The organism is Streptomyces sp. NPDC093568 (genome assembly GCF_044764945.1).
In the GTDB taxonomy this organism is placed as follows: domain Bacteria; phylum Actinomycetota; class Actinomycetes; order Streptomycetales; family Streptomycetaceae; genus Streptomyces.
Genome location: NZ_JBIWJD010000001.1, coordinates 1590672 through 1613301 on the forward strand (window position 1 = coordinate 1590672; position 22630 = coordinate 1613301).

2 protein-coding genes are annotated in these 22630 nt (G+C 74.4%); both read left to right on the forward strand.

Annotated elements, in window-relative coordinates; genetic code table 11:
* The first annotated feature begins 18 nt into the window (after positions 1-18).
* A complete protein-coding gene (locus tag ACIRD7_RS06435; protein WP_403450485.1) occupies positions 19-20502 on the forward strand; it encodes an SDR family NAD(P)-dependent oxidoreductase in 20484 nt (6827 codons plus the stop codon).
* Positions 20503-20629: 127 nt separating this feature from the next.
* On the forward strand, positions 20630-22570 hold the full coding sequence (locus ACIRD7_RS06440; RefSeq protein WP_403450487.1) for an ABC transporter ATP-binding protein/permease: 1941 nt from the start codon (positions 20630-20632) through the stop codon (positions 22568-22570).
* The last annotated feature ends 60 nt before the right edge of the window (positions 22571-22630 follow it).

The window sequence follows — 22630 nt, forward strand, 5'->3', positions numbered from 1 at the left end:
AACCTGAGAGAGCCCGCCTTGAACACACCCAACCCCTACGTCGAGGCGCTGCGGACCTCCCTGAAGGAGAACGAGCGGCTGCGGCGGCACAACCAGCAGCTGATCTCGGCGTCCGTGGAACCGATCGCCGTCGTCGGCATGGGCTGCCGCTACCCCGGCGGCGTCGCCTCCCCGGAGGACCTGTGGCAGCTGGTCGTCGACGGACGGGACGCCATCGGCCCCTTCCCCGCCGACCGGGGCTGGGACCTCGCCCGCCTCACCGGCGACGGCGCCGGCCGCAGCCGCGCCCAAGAAGGCGGCTTCCTCGACGCGATGACCGAGTTCGACCCCGCGTTCTTCGGGATCTCGCCCCGCGAGGCCCTCGCCATGGACCCCCAGCAGCGGCTCCTCCTGGAGACCGCCTGGGAGGCCCTCGAACGCGCCGGTATCGCCCCCACCGCACTGCGCGGCAGCCGCACCGGAGTCTTCGCCGGCACCACCATCCAGGACTACGGCAAGGTCGTCGCCGAAGCCCGCGAGAACATGGACGTCTACGCCACCACCGGCCACGCCGCCGGTGTGATCTCCGGGCGCCTCTCCTACGTCCTCGGCCTGGAGGGGCCCGCCGTCACCGTCGACACCGGCTGCTCCTCCTCCCTGGTCGCCCTGCACTGGGCCGTGCAGTCGCTGCGCACCGGCGAGTCCACCCTCGCCCTCGCCGGCGGCGCCACCGTGATGTGCACCCCGGGCACCTTCGTCTCCTTCACCGCGCAGGGCGGCCTCGCCGCCGACGGCCGCTGCAAGCCGTTCTCCGCCGCCGCCGACGGCGTCGGCTGGAGCGAGGGCGCCGGCGTCCTCGTACTGGAACGCCTCAGCGACGCCCAGCGGGGCGGCCACCCCGTCCTCGCCGTGATCCGCGGCACCGCCCTCAACCAGGACGGCGCCTCCAACGGCATCAGCGCCCCCAACGGACCCGCGCAGCAGCGCGTCATCCGCGCCGCCCTCGACAACGCCGGCCTCACCCCCGACCAGATCGACGCCGTCGAGGCGCACGGCACGGGCACCACCCTGGGCGACCCCATCGAGGCGCAGGCCCTCCTCGCCGCCTACGGGCAGAACCGTGAACGGCCGCTGCTGCTGGGCTCGGTGAAGTCCAACATCGGCCACACCCAGGGCGCCGCCGGAGTCGCCGGCGTCATCAAGACCGTCATGGCCCTGCGCGCCGGCCTGCTCCCGCGCAGCCTGCGCGCCGAGGACCCCACACCCGACGTCGACTGGACGGCCGGCGCGGTCCGGCTGCTCACCGCCAACACGCCCTGGCCGCGGACCGGTGTGCGCCGCGCCGGTGTCTCCTCCTTCGGCATCAGCGGCACCAACGCCCACGTCATCCTCGAACAGGCCCCGCACACCGACGAACCGGACGCCCCCCGCGCCCCGGCCCTGACGCCCTGGCCGGTGTCCGCCCGCACCGCCACCGCCCTCGACACCCAGCTCGCCCGCGTCACGGCCGCCGCCCGCGGCCTGCCCCCGCTGGACGTCGGCCACTCCCTCGCCACCGGCCGCGGACACCTGGAACACCGCTCCGTACTGCTGCCGCACCAGGACGGCCCGCGCGAACTGGCCCGTGGCACCGCAGCCGAGGGCGGCCTCGCGGTCCTGTTCACCGGGCAGGGCAGCCAACGTCTCGGCATGGGCCGCGAGCTGTACGACCGCTTCCCCGTCTTCGCCGAGGCGCTCGACGAGGTCCTCGGCCACCTCGCCCCCGCGCTCCGGGACGTCATGTGGGGCGACGACGAGGCCACCCTCAACCGCACCGAACACGCCCAGCCCGCCCTCTTCGCCGTCGAGACCGCCCTGTACCGGCTCACCGCATCACTGGGCGTGCGGCCCGGATTCGTCGCCGGGCACTCCGTCGGCGAGATCACCGCCGCCCATGTCGCGGGCGTGCTCTCCGCCGAGGACGCCTGCACCCTCGTCACCGCCCGGGGCCGCCTCATGCAGGCGCTGCCCGAGGGCGGCGCGATGGTCGCCGTCGCGGCCTCCGAGGACGCCGTGCTCCCGCTGCTCGGCGCCGACGTCGCCCTCGCCGCTGTCAACGGCCCGGCCTCCGTCGTCCTGTCCGGCGCCGAGCAGGCCGTACTCGCCGCCGCCGAGCGGCTCCGCGACGCCGGGCACCGCACCCACCGGCTCGCCGTCTCGCACGCCTTCCACTCACCGCTGATGACGCCCGTCCTCGACGACTTCCGTGCCGTCGTCGCCCGGCTCACCTTCGACGAGCCGCGGCTGCCGGTCGTCTCGACCGTCACCGGCCGCACCGCCACCGCCCGCGAACTGCGCGACCCCGAGCACTGGATGCGGCACGCCGTCGCCACCGTACGGTTCGCCGACGCCGTACGCGCCCTCGCCGGCCAGGGCGTACGCGCCCACCTGGAACTGGGCCCCGACGGTGTGCTCAGCCCGCTCGTCGACGAGACGCTCTCCGACCCCGAGACCGTCGCCGCACCGGTCCTGCGCGCCGGCCGCGGCGAGGAACTCGCCCTGATCACCGGCCTCGCCAGGCTGCACACCGCCAGCGCCGCCGCGACCGTCGACTGGGCCGCCCTCTACCGGGACACCGGGGCCCGCCGCGTCGACCTGCCCACCACCCCCTTCGAACGGCAGCCCTACTGGCCCACCGGAACCGGCCGCGCCCGCGACGCCGCCGGCCTCGGCCTCACCCCGTCCGGCCACCCCCTGCTCGCCGCCACCGTCGACCTGGCCGACGGCGAGGGAGCCGTCCTCACCGGCCGGCTGACCCCCGCCCGGCAGCCGTGGCTCACCGACCACGTCGTCCACGGCAGGGTGCTGCTGCCCGGAACGGCCTTCCTGGAACTCGCCCTGCGGGCCGGCGACGAGGTCGGCTGCGACCGCGTCCACGACCTCACCCTCACCGCCCCCCTGGAGATCGCCGAACGCGAGGCCGTCCAACTCCAGGTCCGCGTCGGGCCTTTGGGGGCCGACGGCCGCCGCACCGTCGGCGTCCACTCCCGCCCCGACACCGCGGACCCCGGCACCCCCTGGACCGTCCACGCCACGGGACGCCTCGACACCGCCCCGCACACGCCCGCCGCCGCGCCACCCGAGACGGCATGGCCCCCGCCCGGCGCCCACCCGATCGACCTCACCGACTGCTACGACGACCTGTCCGCGCTCGGCTTCGACTTCGGGCCCGTCTTCCGCGGCCTGCGAGCCGCCTGGCGACGCGGCACCGAACTGTTCACCGAGGCCGAGCTGCCCGCCCCGGCACACCCCGACGCCACCGCCTTCCTCCTCCACCCGGCCCTCGCCGACGCCGCCCAGCACGCCGCCACCCACGGCGACCTCGGCACCCTCAGCGAGGGCGGCCTGCCCTTCTCCTGGGAGGGCGTACGCCTGCACGCCACCGGCGCCAAGGCCCTGCGTACCCGCATCGCCCGCATCGCCGACGACACGGTCACCGTGACGGCCGCCGACCCCGCCGGCCACCCGGTCCTGACGGTGGACGCGCTGGTCGCCCGCCCCGCCCCCGCGACGACGAGCGCCGCACCCGACGCCCTGTTCACCGTCGACTGGCAACTCCTCGGGGAGAGCGCCGCCCACGACCTCACCGTCGCCGTCATCGGCCCCGACACCGACGACCTCGCCGACGCCCTGCGCACCACGGCGGCCAGGGTCACCATCGCCCCCGACCTCGCCGCACTCGACACCGTCCCCTCCGTCGTCCTCACTCGCATCGCCTCCGGCCCCGCGCAGGGCCCGGCCTCCGCCGCCGTGCGCGCCCTGTGCCTGGTCCAGGCATGGCTGGCGGACGCCCGCAGCACCGACTCCCGCCTGGTCGTGGCCACCCCCGCCACCGGCGACCTCCCGGCCGCCGCCGCTCGCGGCCTGCTGCGCACGGCCCAGACCGAGAATCCCGGCCGCATCACCGTCCTCCACCTCGACGGCCCCGCCGACGGCGACCTGCTGCACCGCGCCCTGACCACGCCCGAACCCGAAGTGCGCGCCGACGCGGCGGGCCTGCGGGCCGCCCGGCTCGTCCGGGCCCTGCGCGCCGCCCAGCAGCCGCCCGCCTGGGACGTCTCCGGCACCGTCCTCGTCACCGGCGCGACCGGCGGCCTCGGCGCCGTGGTGGCCCGCCACCTCGTCACCCGGCACGGCGCCCGCGACCTCCTGCTCGTCTCCCGCCGGGGCCCCGACGCCCCCGGCGCAGACCGGCTCACCGCCGACCTGACCGACCTCGGCGCCCGAGTCCGCGTCGTCGCCTGCGACACGGGTGACCGCGACGCGCTCGCCGCACTGCTCGACGGCGAGCACCTCACGGCCGTCGTGCACGCCGCGGGCACCGTCGACGACGGCGTCATCGGCGCCCTCACCCCCGAGCGCGTCGAGTCCGTCCTGCGCCCGAAGGCCGACGCCGCCTGGCACCTGCACGAACTCGCCCCCGACGCCGGCACGTTCGTCCTGTTCTCCTCCGCCGCCGGCACCCTCGGCGGCGCCGGCCAGGGCAACTACGCGGCGGCCAACGCCTTCCTCGACGCCCTCGCCGCCCACCGCCACACCCTCGGCCTGCCCGCGCTCTCCCTCGCCTGGGGCCCCTGGGACGTCGCGGGCAGCACCATGACCGGCGACCTCACCGACGTCGACCGCGCACGCCTCGCCCGCTCCGGCTTCCCCTTCCTCACCCCCGAGGAGGGCCTGGCGCTCCTGGACGCCGCCCCGAGTACGGGCCACGCCACCGTCCTGCCCCTGCGCATCGACCGCGCCGCCCTGCGCGCCCGCGACGACGTCCCCGCACTCCTGAGCGGGCTGGTACGTTCCACGGCCCGCCGCACGTCGCCGCGGACGGCCTCCGTCACCCCGGTCGGCCTCGCGGAACGGCTGGCCCCGCAGGACCCCGGCGACCGCAGGACCGCGGTGCTCGACGTCGTCCGCGAGCAGGTGGCCACCGTCCTCGGCCACCAGGACGCCCGACGCGTCGAACCCGGCCGGGCCTTCCGGGACCTGGGCTTCGACTCACTGACCGCCGTCGAACTGCGCAACGCCCTCACCACGGCGACCGGCCTGCGCCTGCCCGCCACCCTGATCTTCGACCACCCCACACCAAGGGCACTGGCCGAACACCTGCTGTCGGACCTCTTCCCGGACACCACCACGGGGACCAGGACACAGACAACGCCATCCCCGACGATCCTCGCCGACGATCCGGTGGTGGTCGTCGGGATGGCGTGCCGGTTCCCGGGTGGAGTCTCGTCCCCGGAGGACCTGTGGCGGCTGGTGAGTGAGGGTGTGGACGCGGTGGGGGACTTCCCGTCCGACCGCGGCTGGGACCTGGACCGGCTCTACCACCCCGACCACGAGAACCCGGGCACCTCCTCGACCCGTCAGGGCGGATTCCTGTACGACGCCGGGGACTTCGACGCGGAGTTCTTCGGGATGAGTCCGCGGGAGGCGTTGGCGACGGACGCGCAGCAGCGGCTGTTGTTGGAGTCCGCGTGGGAGGCGATCGAGCGGGCCGGCATCGACGCCACGTCACTGCGCGGCAGCCGGACCGGCGTGTTCGCGGGCGTCATGTACAACGACTACCGGGAGCTGCTGCCGGGGGAGGAGCACGAGGCCTTCCGGGGCAACGGCAGCGCGCCGAGTATCGCGTCCGGGCGGGTGGCCTATGCGCTGGGCTTCGAGGGGCCGGCGGTGTCCGTTGATACGGCGTGTTCGTCGTCGTTGGTGGCGGTGCATCTGGCTGCGCAGGCGTTGCGTGGTGGTGAGTGCTCGCTGGCGCTGGCCGGCGGTGTGACGGTGATGTCGACGCCGACGACGTTCGTGGAGTTCTCCCGGCAGGGTGGGCTTTCGCCGGATGGGCGCTGTAAGCCGTTCTCGGATGCGGCTGACGGGGTCGGCTGGGCCGAGGGTGTGGGTGTGCTGTTGCTGGAGCGGCGGTCGGATGCGGTGCGGAACGGGCATCGGATTCTGGCGGTCGTGCGCGGTAGTGCGGTGAATCAGGACGGTGCCTCCAATGGTTTGACCGCGCCGAACGGGCCGTCGCAGCAGCGCGTGATCCGGCAGGCCCTGGCCTCGGCGGGACTCAACGCGCAGGACGTCGACGTGGTCGAGGGGCACGGTACGGGTACGACGCTCGGTGATCCGATCGAGGCGCAGGCGCTGCTGGCGACGTACGGTCAGGATCGTGAACGGCCGCTGTTGCTGGGGTCGGTGAAGTCGAACCTGGGCCATACGCAGGCTGCGGCCGGTGTCGCGGGGATGATCAAGTCGATCATGGCGATGCGGCATGGTGTCGTGCCGCGCACCCTGCATGTCGACGCTCCGTCCTCGCACGTGGACTGGTCGGCCGGAGCGGTGGAGCTGGTCCGGGAGCCGGTGTTGTGGCCGGACACCGGTCGCCCGCGCAGGGTCGGCGTGTCCTCCTTCGGCGTGAGTGGCACGAACGCTCACCTCATCCTTGAACAGGCGGCTCAGGAGCCGGAGTTCGAGGACATCGCCGACCCGTCCGCGATCGTTCCCTGGGTCGTGTCCGGCAAGACGGCCGTCGCGCTCGACGTGCAACTCGACCGGCTGAGGACAAAGAGCGAATCCCAAGCCATCGGGCGAGTCCTTGCGAACGGCCGTGCGCGCTTCCCGTACCGGGCCGTGCTGCTGGCCTCTGCGGAGGGCGTCACCGAGGTGGCCAGGGGAGTGGCTGCCGACGGGCCGCTGGCCTTCGTGTTCTCTGGCCAGGGCGCTCAACGGATCGGGATGGGGCGGGAGTTGTACGGCCGTTTCCCGGTGTTCGCTCAGGCGCTCGACGAGGTTCTAGCCGGGCTGGACCCTGCTCTGCGGGACGTGATCTGGGGTGAGGACGAGGAGGCTCTGAACCGTACGGAGTTCACCCAGCCGGCGTTGTTCGCGGTCGAGGTGGCTCTGTACCGGTGGGTGACCTCCCTCGGTGCCACGCCGGACTTCGTGGCCGGGCATTCCGTCGGTGAGATCGCTGCCGCTCATGTCGCGGGTGTGCTGTCGCTGGCGGACGCGTGCGCTCTGGTGTCGGCGAGGGCGCGGCTGATGCAGGCGCTGCCCGAGGGCGGGCTGATGCTCGCCGTGGAGGCGAGCGAGTATGAGATCACCCCCCTCCTCACCGACGAGGTGTCCATCGCGGCGGTCAACGGATCGTCGTCGATCGTGCTTTCCGGTGTGGAGGAGGCCGTTCTCGCGGTCGCCGGCGCCCTGCCCGAGGGCCGTCGTACGACCCGCCTGCGCGTCTCCCATGCCTTCCACTCGCCGCTCATGGACCCGATGCTCGACGAGTTCCGCGCGTCCATCGCGGAGCTGCACTTCAGCCAGCCGAGCATCCCGCTCGTCTCCAACCTCACCGGGGAGCTCGCCGCCCCCGACACGGTGGACTACTGGGTCCGCCACGTCCGCGACACCGTCCGCTTCGCCGACGGCATCCGCACCCTCACCGACCAGGGCGTCACCCGTTTCCTGGAGATCGGCCCGGACGGCGTGCTCTCCGCGCTGATCGAGCAAACCGCCCACGAGAGCGCCCTGATCGTCCCGGCGCTGCGCAAGAACCGCCCCGAGGAGATCGCAGCCCTCACGGCCCTCGGTCAGCTCTTCACCCACGGCGTGCCCGTCGACTGGTCGGCGTTCTTCACCGGCCCTACGGCTCGCCCCGCCGAGGTACCGACGTATCCGTTCCAGCGCACGCGTTTCTGGCCGCAGCAGTCCTTGGCGGCCAAGGATCCCGTCGCTCTCGGTCTGGAGCCCGTCGGGCACGCGCTGCTCGGTGCGGCCGTACCTCTTGCCGGTTCCGACGGTCTCGTCCTGACCGGACGGCTGTCTCTCGCCGCGCAGCCCTGGCTCGCCGACCACACGGTGCACGGACGTTCCCTGCTTCCCGGCGCCGCGCTGGCCGAACTGGCGTTGCGTGCCGGTGAGGAGTGCGGCTGCCGACGGCTGGCGGAGCTGACCCTGGGCACGCCGCTGGTGGCGCCCGCCGAGGGTGCCGTACGACTGCAGGTCACCGTCGGCGCGGCCGACGCGGAGGGGCGGCGGGCGGTCACCGTGCGGTCCCGGCCGGAAGCCGACGCCGAGGCGCCCTGGACCGTCCATGCGAGTGGCCTGCTGGACGGCGCGGAGGAGGTGCGGCCGCTCGGGCCGGAGGTGGCGGAGTGGCCGCCTGCCGGTGCCGAGCCGGTCGAGCTCGGCACGTTCTACGCCGACCGTGCTGCGACCGGGTTCGGATACGGCCCCGCCTTCCAGGGGCTGCGTGCCGCCTGGCGGCGCGGTGACGAGGTCTTCGTCGAGGCGGAGCTGCCCGAGGGGACGGAGCCGGAGGGCTTCGCCCTGCACCCCGCGCTGTTCGACGCCGCTCTGCAAGGTACCTCGCTGCTCGTGGGGGATGGTGTGGTGCCGTTCTCCTGGGAGGGCCTCACGCTGTACGCCGAGGGCGCGACGGCTCTGCGGGCGCGGCTGGCGCTCGTCGCGCCGGACCGTGTCCGGGTGACCCTCGCCGATCCGGCGGGGCAGCCCGTGGCCGGCGCCGACGCGCTGGCGGTGCGGGCCATGACGGCGGGGCAACTGGACGCGGCGGCCACGGCCGGTCCGCTCTACCGCGTCGACTGGGTACCGGCCGCCGAGGAGGCCCACAGCCCGGGCACACTGTGGGTGTCCGGTGACGACGACGGCACGCTCGGCGCGGTGCTGCGCGATGCGGGCCTCGTCGTGAGCCCGGAGGGGGCGGGGGCCGAGGCCCTGGTGATGCCGTCGCCCCCGTCGGAGGTGCGGGTCGCCGTGGCGGACGCCTTGACGGTGCTCCAGGGCACTCTCGCGCGCGAGCCCGAACGCCGGCTGGTCCTCGTCGTGCGCGACACCGGCGATCCCGCTTCCGCCGCCGTGCGCGGACTGCTGAGGTCGGCCGTGGCCGAGCACCCCGGACGACTGGCCGTGCTCGCCCTCACCGAAGGTCCGGCGCCGGACGCCTTGCACCGCGCGCTCGGTCTGCTCCTGGACGGCGCCGAGTCCGAGGTCGCCGTGCGGGGCGGGGATGTGCTGGTACCCAGGCTGAGCCGGCTGACGGCGGGGGAAGGGCCGGAAGGGCCGACTCCCGCCTGGGACCGGGGCAGTGTCCTGGTCACCGGTGGGACCGGCGGGCTCGGTGCCGCCGTGGCCCGGCATCTCGTCGAGCGGCACGGCGTACGGGACCTGCTGCTGGTCTCCCGTCGCGGCCCGGACGCGCCCGGCGCCGACGAACTGGTCGCCGAGCTCACGCGGGCCGGCGCTCGTGCCGAGGTCGCCGGATGCGATGTGGCCGACCGTGACGCGCTCGCGGAGTTGCTGGCCGGACGCACGCTGGGCGGAGTCGTGCACACGGCCGGGGTGCTCGACGACGGCGTGGTCACCGCGCTGAGCGAGGCACGGGTGGCCGCCGTGCTGCGGCCCAAGGCGGAGGCCGCCCGCCATCTGCACGAACTCGTCGACACCGACGTACCGTTCGTGGTGTTCTCGTCGGCCGCCGGTGTGCTCGGCAGCGCCGGTCAGGGCAACTACGCCGCCGCCAACGCCTGTCTGGACGCCCTCGTCCGCGAGCGGCGTGCGACGGGACGGCCGGCGCTGTCGCTGGCCTGGGGCCCGTGGGAGGACTCCGCCGGGATGACCCGGCAGCTCACCGGCGCCGACCGGGCCCGCATGGCCCGTACCGGGCTGCTGCCCCTGCCCACCGCGACGGCACTCGCCCTCTTCGACGCCGCCCTCGCCCAGGACGAACCCGTCGTGCTGCCGCTGAGCCTCGACACACAGGCGCTGGGGGCCGCCGGGGCCGCCGCCCCCGCCGTGCTGCGCGGGTTCGTCCGCGAACGGCGCCGCACCGCTGCCGCGCCCGCCGGTGAGGGGCTCGCGGCGGCACTCGGCCGGCTCGGGCCCGAGGAGCGACGGCGTGAGCTGCTCGACCTGGTACGCGGGCAGGTCGCCCGGGTGCTCGGGCATCGCCGCGCCCACGCCGTCGACCCCCAACGGCCCTTCCGCGAGCTGGGATTCGACTCGCTGATCGCCATCGAGCTGCGCAACGGCCTTACCGCCGCCACCGGGCTTCGGCTCTCCGCGACCCTCGTCTTCGACCACCCGACGGCAGCCGAACTGGCCGCCCACCTGCACGAGCGGCTTACCGGCGACCGGGCCCCGGACACCCGCGAACCCGCCGCCCGGCCCGCCGCCACCGACGACGACCCCGTGGCGATCGTCGGCATGGCCTGCCGCTTCCCCGGCGGCGTCGGCTCACCGGACGACCTGTGGCGGCTCGTCACCGACGGCGTCGACGCGATCGGCGACGTCCCCGCGGAGCGCGGCTGGGAGGAGGCCCGACGCGGCGGATTCCTCGCCGGCGCGGGCGACTTCGACGCCGACTTCTTCGGCATGAGTCCGCGCGAGGCACTCGCCACGGACGCACAGCAACGCCTGCTCCTTGAGGTCTCCTGGGAGGCCGTCGAGGACGCGGGCATCGACCCGGTGTCGCTGCGGGGCAGCCGGACCGGCGTCTTCGCCGGTGTCATGTACGGCGACTACGGCACGCTCCTCACCGACGAGCGCTACGCTGGCCTGCGCGGCGCCGGCAGCGCCCACAGCGTGGCCTCCGGCCGGGTGGCGTACGCCCTCGGCCTGCAGGGGCCGGCCGTCAGCGTCGACACCGCCTGCTCCTCCTCCCTCGTCGCCCTGCACCTGGCCACCCAGGCGCTGCGCGGCGGCGAGTGCACCCTCGCCCTGGCCGGCGGCGTGACGGTGATGGCCACCCCTTCGACGTACGTCGAGTTCGACCGCCAGGGCGGGCTCGCCGCCGACGGCCGTTGCAAGGCCTACTCCGACGGCGCCGACGGCGTGGGCTGGGGCGAGGGCGTCGGTCTGGTCGTGCTGGAGCGCCTGTCCGACGCCCGCCGCAACGGGCATCCGGTGCTGGCCGTGCTGCGTGGCTCCGCCGTCAACCAGGACGGCGCCTCCAACGGTCTGACCGCCCCCAACGGACCCGCCCAACAGCGCGTCATCCGCCAGGCGCTGGCCACCGCCGGGCTCTCCCCGGCCGACGTGGACGCCGTCGAGGGCCACGGCACCGGCACCCGGCTCGGCGACCCGATCGAGGCGCAGGCCCTCCTCGCGACCTACGGTCAGGACCGCGAACGGCCGCTGCTGCTCGGCTCGGTGAAGTCCAACATCGGGCACACCCAGGCCGCCGCGGGCGTCGCCGGCGTCATCAAGACGGTGCTGGCCCTGCGGCACGGCGTCGTGCCGCGCACCCTGCACGCCGAGACCCCGTCCAAGCACGTCGACTGGGCGTCGGGCGCCGTACGTCCGGTGTGCGAGGACACGCCCTGGCCCGAGACGAACCGGCCGCGCCGGGCCGCCGTCTCCTCCTTCGGCGTCAGCGGCACCAACGCCCACCTCATCCTGGAGGCCGCCGCGCCCCCGCCGCAGGACGACCCCGGGCCGGGCCACGCCGGGGTGACGCCGGCAGTCGTTCCCTGGGTGCTCTCCGCCCGTACGGCCGCCGCCCTCGACGCCCGCGCGGCCCACCTCGGCGACCGCGCCGATGTCCTGGACGTCGGACTCACCCTCGCCACCCGCACCCCCTTCCCGCACCGAGCCGTGGCCTTGGCCACCGGCACGGGCAGCCCTCGCGAAATCGCCCGGGGAGTCGCCGCCGAACCCGGCCCCACGGCCTTCCTCTTCTCCGGCCAGGGCGCCCAACGCCTCGGCGCAGGAAGGCAGTTGTACGACCGCTTCCCGGTGTTCCGCGCCGCCCTCGACGAGACGCTGGCCCTGCTCGACCCCGCTCTGCGGGACGTGCTGTGGGGCGCCGACGAGGCCGCGCTGAACCGGACCGGCGCGGCCCAGCCCGCCCTGTTCGCGGTCGAGGTCGCCCTGTACCGGCTGCTGGAGTCCCTCGGCCTGCGCCCCGACATCGTGGCCGGGCACTCCGTCGGCGAGATCACCGCCGCCCATGTCGCCGGCGTCCTCACCCTGCCCGACGCGTGCCGCCTGGTCACGGCGCGGGCCACCCTGATGGACGCGCTGCCCGAGGGCGGCGTCATGGTCGCCGTCGAGGCAGACGAGGACGACGTGCGGCCGCATCTCGCGGCCGGGGCGACGCTCGCCGCCGTCAACGGGCCCGCCGCCGTGGTCGTCTCCGGCGACCCCACCGCCGTCGAGGCCACCCTCGCCGCCCTCCCCGGCCGGCGCACCACCCGCCTCCCGGTCAGCCACGCCTTCCACTCGGCGCACATGGACCCCATGCTGCCCGCCTTCCGCGAGGCACTGGACGGCCTGGACCTCCGCCCGCCCCACCTACCCGTCGTCTCCACCCTGACCGGAGCCGCCGCAGGGGAAGCCGAGCTGACCGACCCGGACCACTGGGTCCGGCAAGTGCGCGAGACCGTCCGCTTCGGCGACGCCGTCCGCTCGCTGGCCGACACCGGGGTGCGGACGTACGTCGAGGTCGGCCCCACCGCCGCCCTCACCGCGCTCGTCGAGTCGAACCTCCCCGAGCAGGCCGACGCGCTCGCCGTGCCGCTGCTGCGGTCGGGCCGAGAGGAGGAGACCACGCTGGTCACGGCGCTGGCCCGGCTGTTCACCGCCGGGGTGCCCGTCGACTGGCCCGCCCTGTTCACCGGCACCGCGGCCCGCCGCACCAGGCTGCCTGCCTACCCCTTCCAGCACCGGCGCTACTGGCCGGCCGCCGGGCCCGCCCGTGGTGACGTCCGGGGCTCGGGCCTGACCGCCGTACACCACCCGCTCCTCGGAGCGGCCGTCCGCCTCGCCGGCTCCGACGCCGCCCTGTTCACCGGCCGCGTCTCGACCACGACCCACCCCTGGACCACCGGCCATCGCGTCGCCGGCCGAGTCGTGCTCCCCGGCACCGCGCTCGCCGAACTCGTCGCCCGAGCCGGCGCCGAACTCGGTCACGGCCACGTCGGCGAACTCACCCTCGAACAGCCGCTGGTCCTGCCCGACGGCGAAGCCCTGACCCTCCAGGTGTCCGTCGCCGAGCCCGACGACTCCGGACTGCGCCCCGTCACCGTCTCCTCCCGGCCCGACGACGACCCGGACGCCTCCTGGCTGCGCCACGCGGCCGGCCTGCTCGCCGCCACCACCGACGCCCCCGCACCCGGTACGGCCGTCCCGTGGCCCCCCGTCGACGCGGAACCGGTCGACCTCGACGGCCTCTACGCCGAACTGACCGACGCGGGCCTCGACTACACCCCGCCGTTCGGGACGCTCACCGGCGTCTGGCGGCGCGGCACGGAGGTGTTCGCCGAGGCCGCCCTGCCGGACGACACGGACACCGACGGCTTCGGCCCGCACCCCGCCCTGTTCGACGCCCTCCTGCACGCGGCCGTCTTCACGGGCGGCACGCCCGGGCTCCCGTTCAGCTGGCAGAACCTGGACCTCTACGGCGGCACCGGCGCACGGACACTGCGCGCCCACATCGTCCGCGCCGCCGACACGGCCACGGACACAGCCGCCGTCCGGCTCACCGTCACCGACCCCTCGGGCACCCCGGTCGCCTCCGTCGGCTCCCTCCTCACCAGGCCTCCGTCCGAGATCCGAACAACGGTCCCCAACGCGCTGTTCCGACGCACCTGGACGCCCGTACCGGCCCTCGAAGCGGCACCGACCGCCCGCACGGCCGTCCTCACCCCGGGGGAGCCCCCGGCCTGGGCCCCACCGGGCGCCGACATCCTGCGCGGCCTCGAGACCGGCACCACAGCGGCACCGGACCTCGTCCTCACCGAGATCACCGCCAGGGACCCGCACAGCACGCTCCGCCACACCCTGGACCTCCTCCAGACCTGGCTGGCCGCCACGCCGTACGCGTCGTCCCGCCTGGTCGTCGTGACGGCCGACGAGGACACCCCGGTCCTCGAAGCCGTCCGGGGCCTGGTCCGCTCGGCGGCGAACGAACACCCCGGCCGCCTGGCCCTCCTCACCCACGACCCGGACGAGCGCCAACTCCCCGCCCCGGAAAGGCTTCTGGCCGCCTACGACACAGGCGGTGAGCCGGAGATCGCCGCACACGGCGGGGAACTGCTCGCACCGCGCCTGACCCGCCACGAGCCCGGCATCCCCGAGCCCCGAGACCTCTGGACCGGACCGGGCAGCGTGCTGATCACCGGCGGCACGGGCGGCATCGGCGCCGCCCTCGCCCGCCACCTCGTCACCCACCACGGCGCCCGCGACCTGCTGCTGGTGTCCCGGCGCGGCGCGGATGCCCCGGGCGCGCACGAACTGCGCGCCGAGCTCGCCGAGTTCGGCGCCGAGGTGGAGATCGCCGCCTGCGACGTGGCCGACCGCGCCGCACTGGCCCACCTGCTCACCGGCCGGACCGTCGGAGCCGTCGTCCACACGGCCGGCGTCCTCGACGACGGCGTGCTCACCGCCCTCACCGCCGAACGCCTCGCCACGGTTCTGCGCCCCAAGGCCGACGCCGCCCAGCACCTGCACGAACTCCTCCCCGACGTCCGGGCGTTCGTCCTGCTCTCGTCGGCGGCCGGCACCTTCGGCGGCACCGGCCAGGCGAACTACGCCGCCGCCAACGCCTACCTCGACGGCCTGGCCGCCCACCGCCGCGCCCTCGATCTGCCCGCGACCTCCCTCGCCTACGGGCCGTGGCAGCTGACCGACGGCATGACCGGCGACCTCGACCGCACCGACCACGAACGCCTGGCACGCTCGGGCTTGCGTCCCCTCACCGTCGAGGAGGGCCTGGCCCTGTTCGACGCCGCCACGGCCGGCGAAGCACCGGTCCTGGTGCCCGTACGGCTCGACCACGCGGTCCTGCGGGCGCGTGCCGAGGTTCCGCCCCTGCTGCGCGCCCTGTTCCGGAGCCGTACGACGACCGACGGCGACCTTGCTCACCGGCTCGCGGGAAGGACGGCGGAGGAACAGCGGGCGCTGCTCCTCGACGTCGTCCGCGCACGCGCCGCCGCCGTGCTCGGCCACGACGACGCCGGGGCCGTCGAACCCCGGCGCCCCTTCCGGGACCTGGGCTTCGACTCCCTGACCGCCGTCGAACTGCGCAACGCCCTCGCCACCGCGACGGCCCTGCGGCTGCCCGCCACCCTCGTCTTCGACCACCCGTCGCCCGAGGCACTGGCGACCTACCTGCGCGAGCGCCTGTCGGGCACGACGGCGGACCCTGCCGACCTCCGGCCCGCGACCCCGCTCACGGACGACCCTGTCGTGATCGTGGGCATGGCCTGCCGGTACCCGGGCGGGGTCGAGTCGCCGGAGGATCTGTGGCGGCTGGTGTCCGACGGCGTCGACGCCGTCTCCGGCTTCCCGGAGGACCGGGGCTGGGACCTGGAACGGCTTTACCACCCGGACCCGGAGCACACCGGTACGTCGTCCACTCGAGCCGGCGGCTTTCTCGCCGATGTCGCCGGATTCGATCCCGAGTTCTTCGGGATGAGCCCTCGGGAGGCGTTGGCGACGGACGCGCAGCAGCGGTTGCTGCTGGAGTCCGCGTGGGAGGCGATCGAGCGGGCCGGCATCGACCCGACGGCCCTGCGCGGCAGCCGGACCGGTGTCTTCGCGGGCGTCATGTACAACGACTACCGGGAGCTGCTGCCGGGGGAGGAGCACGAGGCCTTCCGGGGCAACGGCAGCGCGCCGAGTATCGCGTCGGGGCGTGTGGCTTATGCGTTGGGCCTGGAGGGTCCGACGGTGACGATCGACACGGCGTGTTCGTCGTCGCTCGTGGCCATGCATCTCGCCGCGCAGGCCTTGCGTGGTGGGGAGTGTTCACTCGCGCTGGCCGGTGGTGTGACGGTGATGTCGACGCCGACGACCTTCGTGGAGTTCTCCCGGCAGGGCGGACTTTCGCCGGACGGTCGGTGCAAGGCGTTCTCGGATGCGGCCGACGGCGTCGGCTGGGCCGAGGGCGTGGGCGTGCTGCTGCTGGAGAGGCAGTCGGATGCCGTGCGGAACGGGCACCGGATTCTGGCGGTTGTACGCGGCAGCGCGGTCAATCAGGACGGTGCCTCGAACGGGCTGACCGCGCCGAATGGTCCGTCGCAGCAGCGCGTCATCCGGCAGGTGCTGGCCTCGGCGGGACTCAACGCGCAGGACGTCGACGTGGTCGAGGCACACGGCACCGGCACAACACTCGGCGACCCGATCGAGGCGCAGGCGCTGCTCGCCACCTACGGTCAGGATCGGGAACGCCCCCTGCTGCTGGGCTCGGTGAAGTCCAACCTGGGCCACACCCAGGCCGCCGCCGGCGTGGCGGGCGTGATCAAGAGCGTGCTGGCGATGCGGCACGGCACCGTTCCGCGCACCTTGCACGTGGATGCTCCGTCCTCGCACGTGGACTGGTCGGCCGGAGCGGTGGAGCTGGTCCGTGAGCCCATGTCCTGGCCGGACACCGACCACCCGCGCCGAGCCGCCGTCTCCTCCTTCGGCCTGAGCGGCACCAACGCCCACGTCATCCTCGAAGCCGGCCCCGAGCAGGAGCCCGTGCCGGAAGACGTCGAACGCCTCGTTCCCCTGGTCGTCACGGCTCGCTCGGAAGAGGCCCTGGACGCTCGGGTACGGCAACTCCAGTCGTACGAGCCGTCGGTGCACGTCGGCTTCACCGCGGCCACCGGCCGGGCCTTCTTCGATCACCGCGCGGTGCTGCTGCCGTCGGCGGACGGTGTGGGGGAGGGCGCCAGGGGAGTGGCCGTGGAGGGGCCGCTGGCGTTCGTGTTCTCCGGGCAGGGCGCCCAGCGTCTCGGCATGGGACGCGAACTGCACGCCCGTTTCCCGGTGTTCGCGCGAGCGCTCGACGAGGTCCTGGCCGAACTGGATCCGCGCCTGCGAGACGTTATGTGGGGTGACGACGAGGAGGTCCTGAACCGTACGGAGTTCGCTCAGCCGGCCCTCTTCGCCGTCGAGGTGGCGCTGTACCGGTTGGTGACCTCGTTTGGTGTCACGCCGAAGTACCTGACCGGGCACTCAGTCGGTGAGATCGCTACCGCTCATGTCGCGGGTGTGCTGTCGCTGGCGGACGCGTGCGCTCTGGTGTCGGCGCGGGCGCGGCTGATGCAGGCGCTGCCTGAGGGCGGGTTGATGCTCGCGGTCGAGGCGGCCGAGGATGAGGTCACGCCGTATCTCACCGCCGGGGTCAGCATCGCGGCGGTCAACGGGCCGTCCTCTGTGGTGCTCTCGGGGGCCGAGGAGGCCGTCCTCGCCGTCGCCGCAGCCCTGCCGGACCGTCGTACGACACGCCTGCACGTCTCGCACGCGTTCCACTCGCCGCTCATGGACCCGATGCTCGACGAGTTCCGCGCGTCGATCGCTGAGTTGCACTTGCGCGAGCCGAGCATCCCCCTTGTCTCCAACCTCACCGGGGAGCTCGCATCCCCGGACACGGCCGACTACTGGGTCCGCCACGTTCGCGACACCGTCCGCTTCGCCGACGGCATCCGCACCCTCACCGACCAGGGCGTCACCCGCTTCCTGGAGATCGGCCCGGACGGCGTCCTCGCCGCCCTGGTGCAGCGGTCCGCCCCAGAGACGGCCCTCGCGGTCGCGGCTCTGCGTCGGAACCGCCCCGAGGAAGAGGCGTTGGCTCGCGCGCTGGGGGACCTCTTCGTGCACGGTGTGCCCGTCGACTGGGCGGCGTACTTCGCCGGTACCGGCGCCCGGCTCACCGACATCCCCACCTACCCCTTCCAGCACCGCCCCTTCTGGCCGGAGCCGGCCGGCCGGGCCCCCGGCGATGTGCGTTCCGCCGGTCTCGTGCCCGCCGGGCACCCCGTGCTCGGCGCGGCGATGCTGCTCGCGGACGGCGACGGCGCGGTGTTCACCGGCATGCTCTCGCCGGGCACGCACCCCTGGCTCGCCGACCACACGGTGCTCGGCCGGACCCTGGTGCCCGGCGCGGCCCTGGTCGAGCTGGTGATCCGGGCCGGCGACGAGGTCGGCGCCCCGCGCATCGACGAACTCACCACGGTCGCCCCGCTCGTCCTGCCCGACGACGGCGGGCCCGTCAGGCTGCAGGTCCGGGTGGGTGGCGCCGACGACGACACCGGGCGGCGCACCTTCACCGTGCACGGCCGCCCCGAGCGGGACGGAACGGACGCCCCGTGGACGGCGTACGCTCACGGCGCGCTGACGCGGCCCTCCGCCGAGGCGCCCGTCACGGGCACCGGAGTGTGGCCGCCGGAGGACGCCGAGGCGATCGAACTCGCCTCCCACTACGACAACTTGGCTGACGCCGGCTTCGACTACGGGCCGTCCTTCCGCGCGCTGCGGCACGCCTGGCGGCGTGGCGACGAGGTGTTCGCGGAGGTGTCCCTGGCTGCGGAGACGGACGCCGACGGCTACGGCGTCCACCCGGCCCTCCTCGACGCGGTCCTGCACGCGGCCGGCTTCACGGGCGCGGGCGGCGACGAGGGGGCGGCGCTGCCGTTCGCGTGGGAGGACGTGGTGCTCGCCGCGTCCGGCGCCCGCACGGTGCGCGCCCGGCTGGTGCGGACGGGGGAGCGGACCGTCCGTATCGAGGCCGCCGACGGCGAGGGCGGCGCCGTTCTCACCGTCGGAGGGTTGACCGTACGGCCCGTCGACGGTGACGGGATGGCCGGTGCCGGGTCCGCCGCCGCGCCGGACGCGCTGCTGCGGACGGCGTGGACGCCGCTCGGCGACCTCCCCGCCGGGCCGCCCACGGAGATCGCCGTGCTCGGAGCGCTGCCCGACGATCTCGCCGCGGAGCTGGCCGCCGCCGACGTCAAGGCGGTGGCGTACGACGACCTCGCCGCCGTGTCCGCGCACCACGCCCTCGTGCTCGCGCTGCTGCACGAGAGCGGCGCCGATCCGGTCGGCTCGGCTCAGGCCCTTGCGCGTGCCGCGCTGTCCCTCGCCCAGAGCTGGCCGGCCGACGAACGGCTCGCCGGGGCACGGCTCGTCGTGCTGGTGCGCGGGGCCACCACCGGGGCGGATCCCGGTGCGGCCGCCGCGTGGGGGCTGCTGCGCTCGGCGCAGAGCGAGCATCCCGGCCGGATCAGCCTGCTCGATGTTCCCGGGGAACTCGGCGGCTTGGTCCCTGCGTTGAGTGTCACGGAGCCCGAAGTGGCCGTGGTGGACGGTGAGGTGCTGGTGCCGCGGCTGGAGCGGCTGCCCCGCGACTCCGGTGACAGCGGGCCGGACGGCGGCGTGCCCCTCGACGGCGGGGGAGCCGTGCTCGTCACCGGCGGCACCGGAGGGCTCGGTGCCGTCCTCGCCCGCCATCTCGTCGCCCGGCACGGCGTGCGCGACCTGCTCCTGCTCTCGCGGCGCGGCACGCAGGCGCCCGGCGCCGAGGACCTCGTCGCCGAGCTCAGCGGGCAGGGCGCCCGCGTCGAGGCGGTGGCCTGCGACGCCGGAGACCGGGACGCCCTCGCGGCCGCCCTGGCCGGACGGCGGGTCGGTCATGTCGTCCACGCCGCGGGCGTCCTGGACGACGCGACCACCGCACACCTCACGCCCGAGCGTCTCGCCGCGGTGCTGCGGCCCAAGGCCGACGGCGCCCGGCATCTGCACGAACTGCTGCCGGACGTCCGCTCGTTCACCGTCTTCTCCTCCGCCGCCGGCACCTTCGGCAACGCCGGACAGGGCGCGTACGCCGCCGCGAACGCCTTCCTCGACGCCCTTGTACGGCACCGGCACCGGCTCGGACTGCCGGGCCGCTCGTTGGCCTGGGGACCGTGGTCGCGGTCGGACGGAATGGCCGGCGCGCTCGGCGGACGCGACGTCGAGCGGATGCGGGCGGCCGGGTTCCCGCCGCTGCGCACCGACGAGGGCCTGGCCCTGTTCGACCGGGCCGTCTCGGCCACCGACCCCGTGCTGCTGCCGGTGCGGATCGACGTGGCCGCGCTGCGTGCCCGCGACGACGTGCCGGAACTGCTGCGGGAGTTGGTCCCGGTACGCCGGTCCGCGGCGCGCTCCACCGATGCGGGGCTCGTGGCCCGGCTCGCGGCGCTGGACCCCTCCGATGGGCGTACGGCCGTACTGGAGCTGGTGCGGGACCAGGCCGCCCGTGTCCTCGGGCACCGGCCGGGCGGCACCACGGACGTCGGACCGGCGCGGGCCTTCCGCGACCTCGGGTTCGACTCGCTGATGTCGGTGGAGCTGCGCAACGCGCTGAGCACCGCCACCGGCCTGCGGCTGCCGGCCACCCTGGCGCTGGACCACCCCACCCCGGAGGCGGTCGCCCGGCACCTGTACACGCTGCTCGCGCCCGAGGCCGAGCGGACCGGGGCCGACGGCCTGCTGGCCGCCCTGGAACACGTCGAGCAGATGATCGCGGCCCTGCCGCAGCCGTCCGCCGACGGCGCGGCCCACCGGCAGATCGCGGGACGGCTCGACGTCCTGCGCACCCGCTGGTCGGCCCTCGCCGCTCCGGACCCGGACGGCAACGACCCCGAGGGGGCGCCGGAGTTCGACACGGACAGCCTGTCGGACGACGAGATGTTCGCCTTCCTCGACGACGAACTCGGCCATGGGTGACCGAGGGGTGGAGAGCTTCCACTGATGTCCCCGGTCACGCCCCGCCTAGCGTGGGCGAACCGGTACACGAACGGCGGACCAGCGGCACGGCCGGGTCCCTGAGCCGAAGAGGCGATGAGACGTGGGCATGGTCAAGACGGACGACGGTCCGGCCATCGAGGTGCGTGATCTGATACGCGCCTATCGCGGCCGGGGCGGTGAACTCATCAAGGCCAACGACGGGTTGACGTTCAATGTGCCGCGCGGGCAGGTGTTCGGCCTGTTCGGCGCCAACGGCGCGGGCAAGACGACGCTCGTCCTTCAGATGCTGGGGCTGGTGCGCCCCACTTCCGGAGCGATCACCGTCAACGGCATCGACGTGGTGCGCCACCCGGAGCTGGTGAAGTCCACTGTCGGTTTCCTGCCGCAGCGCGGTCTGTCGATGCGGCTCATCGAGGCGCGCAGGGCCCTGCACTACACGGGGCGGCTGCGCGGCCAGAGCGAGGCGGACGCCCGGCGCCAGACCGACGAACTGATCGACGAGCTCGGTCTCGGGCCTTACGCGGACCGGCAGGTGGAGCGGCTCAGCGGCGGCCTGATGCGGCTGGTGAACTTCGGGATGACGCTGATGGGCCGCCCCGAACTCATCGTGCTGGACGAGCCCACCAACGAACTCGACCCGCACAACCGGCGGTTGATCTGGGACATCGTGCAGCGCCGGGCCGCCGACGACGGCACGACGATCGTTCTCGTCACCCACAACGTGCTGGAGGCGGAGAAGGCCGTCCACAGGGTCGCCGTCATGCACGGCGGCCGTATCACCGCCATGGGCACGCCCGGTGAACTCAAGGAGCAGACCGGCGCGCAGGCCCGCCTGGAGCTGTTCGTCCGTGACGGCGGCAGCCTCACCGAGGCGGAGACCGCACGGCTCGGCCGGATCGGCGTCGTCACGCCCGGCGACCGCAACGGCAGCTACCTCGTCACCGCGCCGCCCGACCGGATCCAGCCCCTGCTGGAGACCCTGGTCACCGACGTCGGCGTGACCCGCGTCGACGACTTCCGGTTCGCCCGGCCCACCCTGGAGGACGTCTACCTCAGTCTCAAGCCGACACCCGTCGACCCACCGGAGACGTCACCGGAGGCCACCGAGCCGCCCCAACCGCAGCCCCCCGTCAAGGAACTCGCCGCCGTCGGCGCCCCCGCGGCCGAACCCGAGACGGCCCCCGAGGCCGCCGCGCCCGCTCCCGTCCGGCACGCCCCGCTGCCCGCCGCCCGCACCCCCCGTCCGGCACCGCCCGCCCCCGCCCCCACCAGGGCCCCGCGGCGCACCCTCGGGTCACGGCTGGCCACCTTCGGCACCTCGTTCAAGTACCTGTGGTTCGAGCACATGCTGATCGTGCGCACCTCCTGGCACGTCCACATGGTCTTCGGCATCTTCATGCCGCTGACGATGGTGTTCGGCTTCTCCCGCATCGGCAGCGGACTCACCGACCAGTCCAGCCTGCTGTACATCGCCAGCGGCTCCGGCGTGTTCTCCATCGCCGCGCTCGGCACCACGGCCATCGCCCAGCGCATCGGAGCCATCAAGGCCGAGGGCTCGATGATGTACTACGCCTCGCTGCCCATCAGCAAAGTGGCCTTCGTGACGGCGTTCGTCGCCGCCCGCCTCCTGCTCATCGCCCCCGGCCTGGTCACCTCCCTGCTCGCCGTGGAGGTGCTGTACGACATCCAGCTCACGCTGTCGCCGACGCTGCTGTTCGTGTATCCGCTGACCGCCCTGCCGCTGGCCGCGCTCGGCCTCGTCATCGGCAGCCTCATCGACAAGATCGAGCTCATCTCCATCGTCACCTACATGCTCAACTTCCTACTGCTGCTGGGCGCCCCGCTGCTCATCCCGCTGGAGTCGCTGCCGCTGGCGCTGCGCGTCATCAGCTACGCCATGCCGACCAGCTACGGAGCCGACGCCATCCGGCACAGCGTCACCGGCGACATCGACGGCACTTTCGCCCTCGACGTGGCCGTCCTCGCCGCCGCCTCGGTGGCGTCGCTGTGGATCGCCGACAGGGCGCTGCGCTGGCGCGCCTCCTGACGCCCGTCCGGGCCCCCGGCCCCCGTCCAGGACCAGTGTTTTCCCCAGTGACCGCCCCGC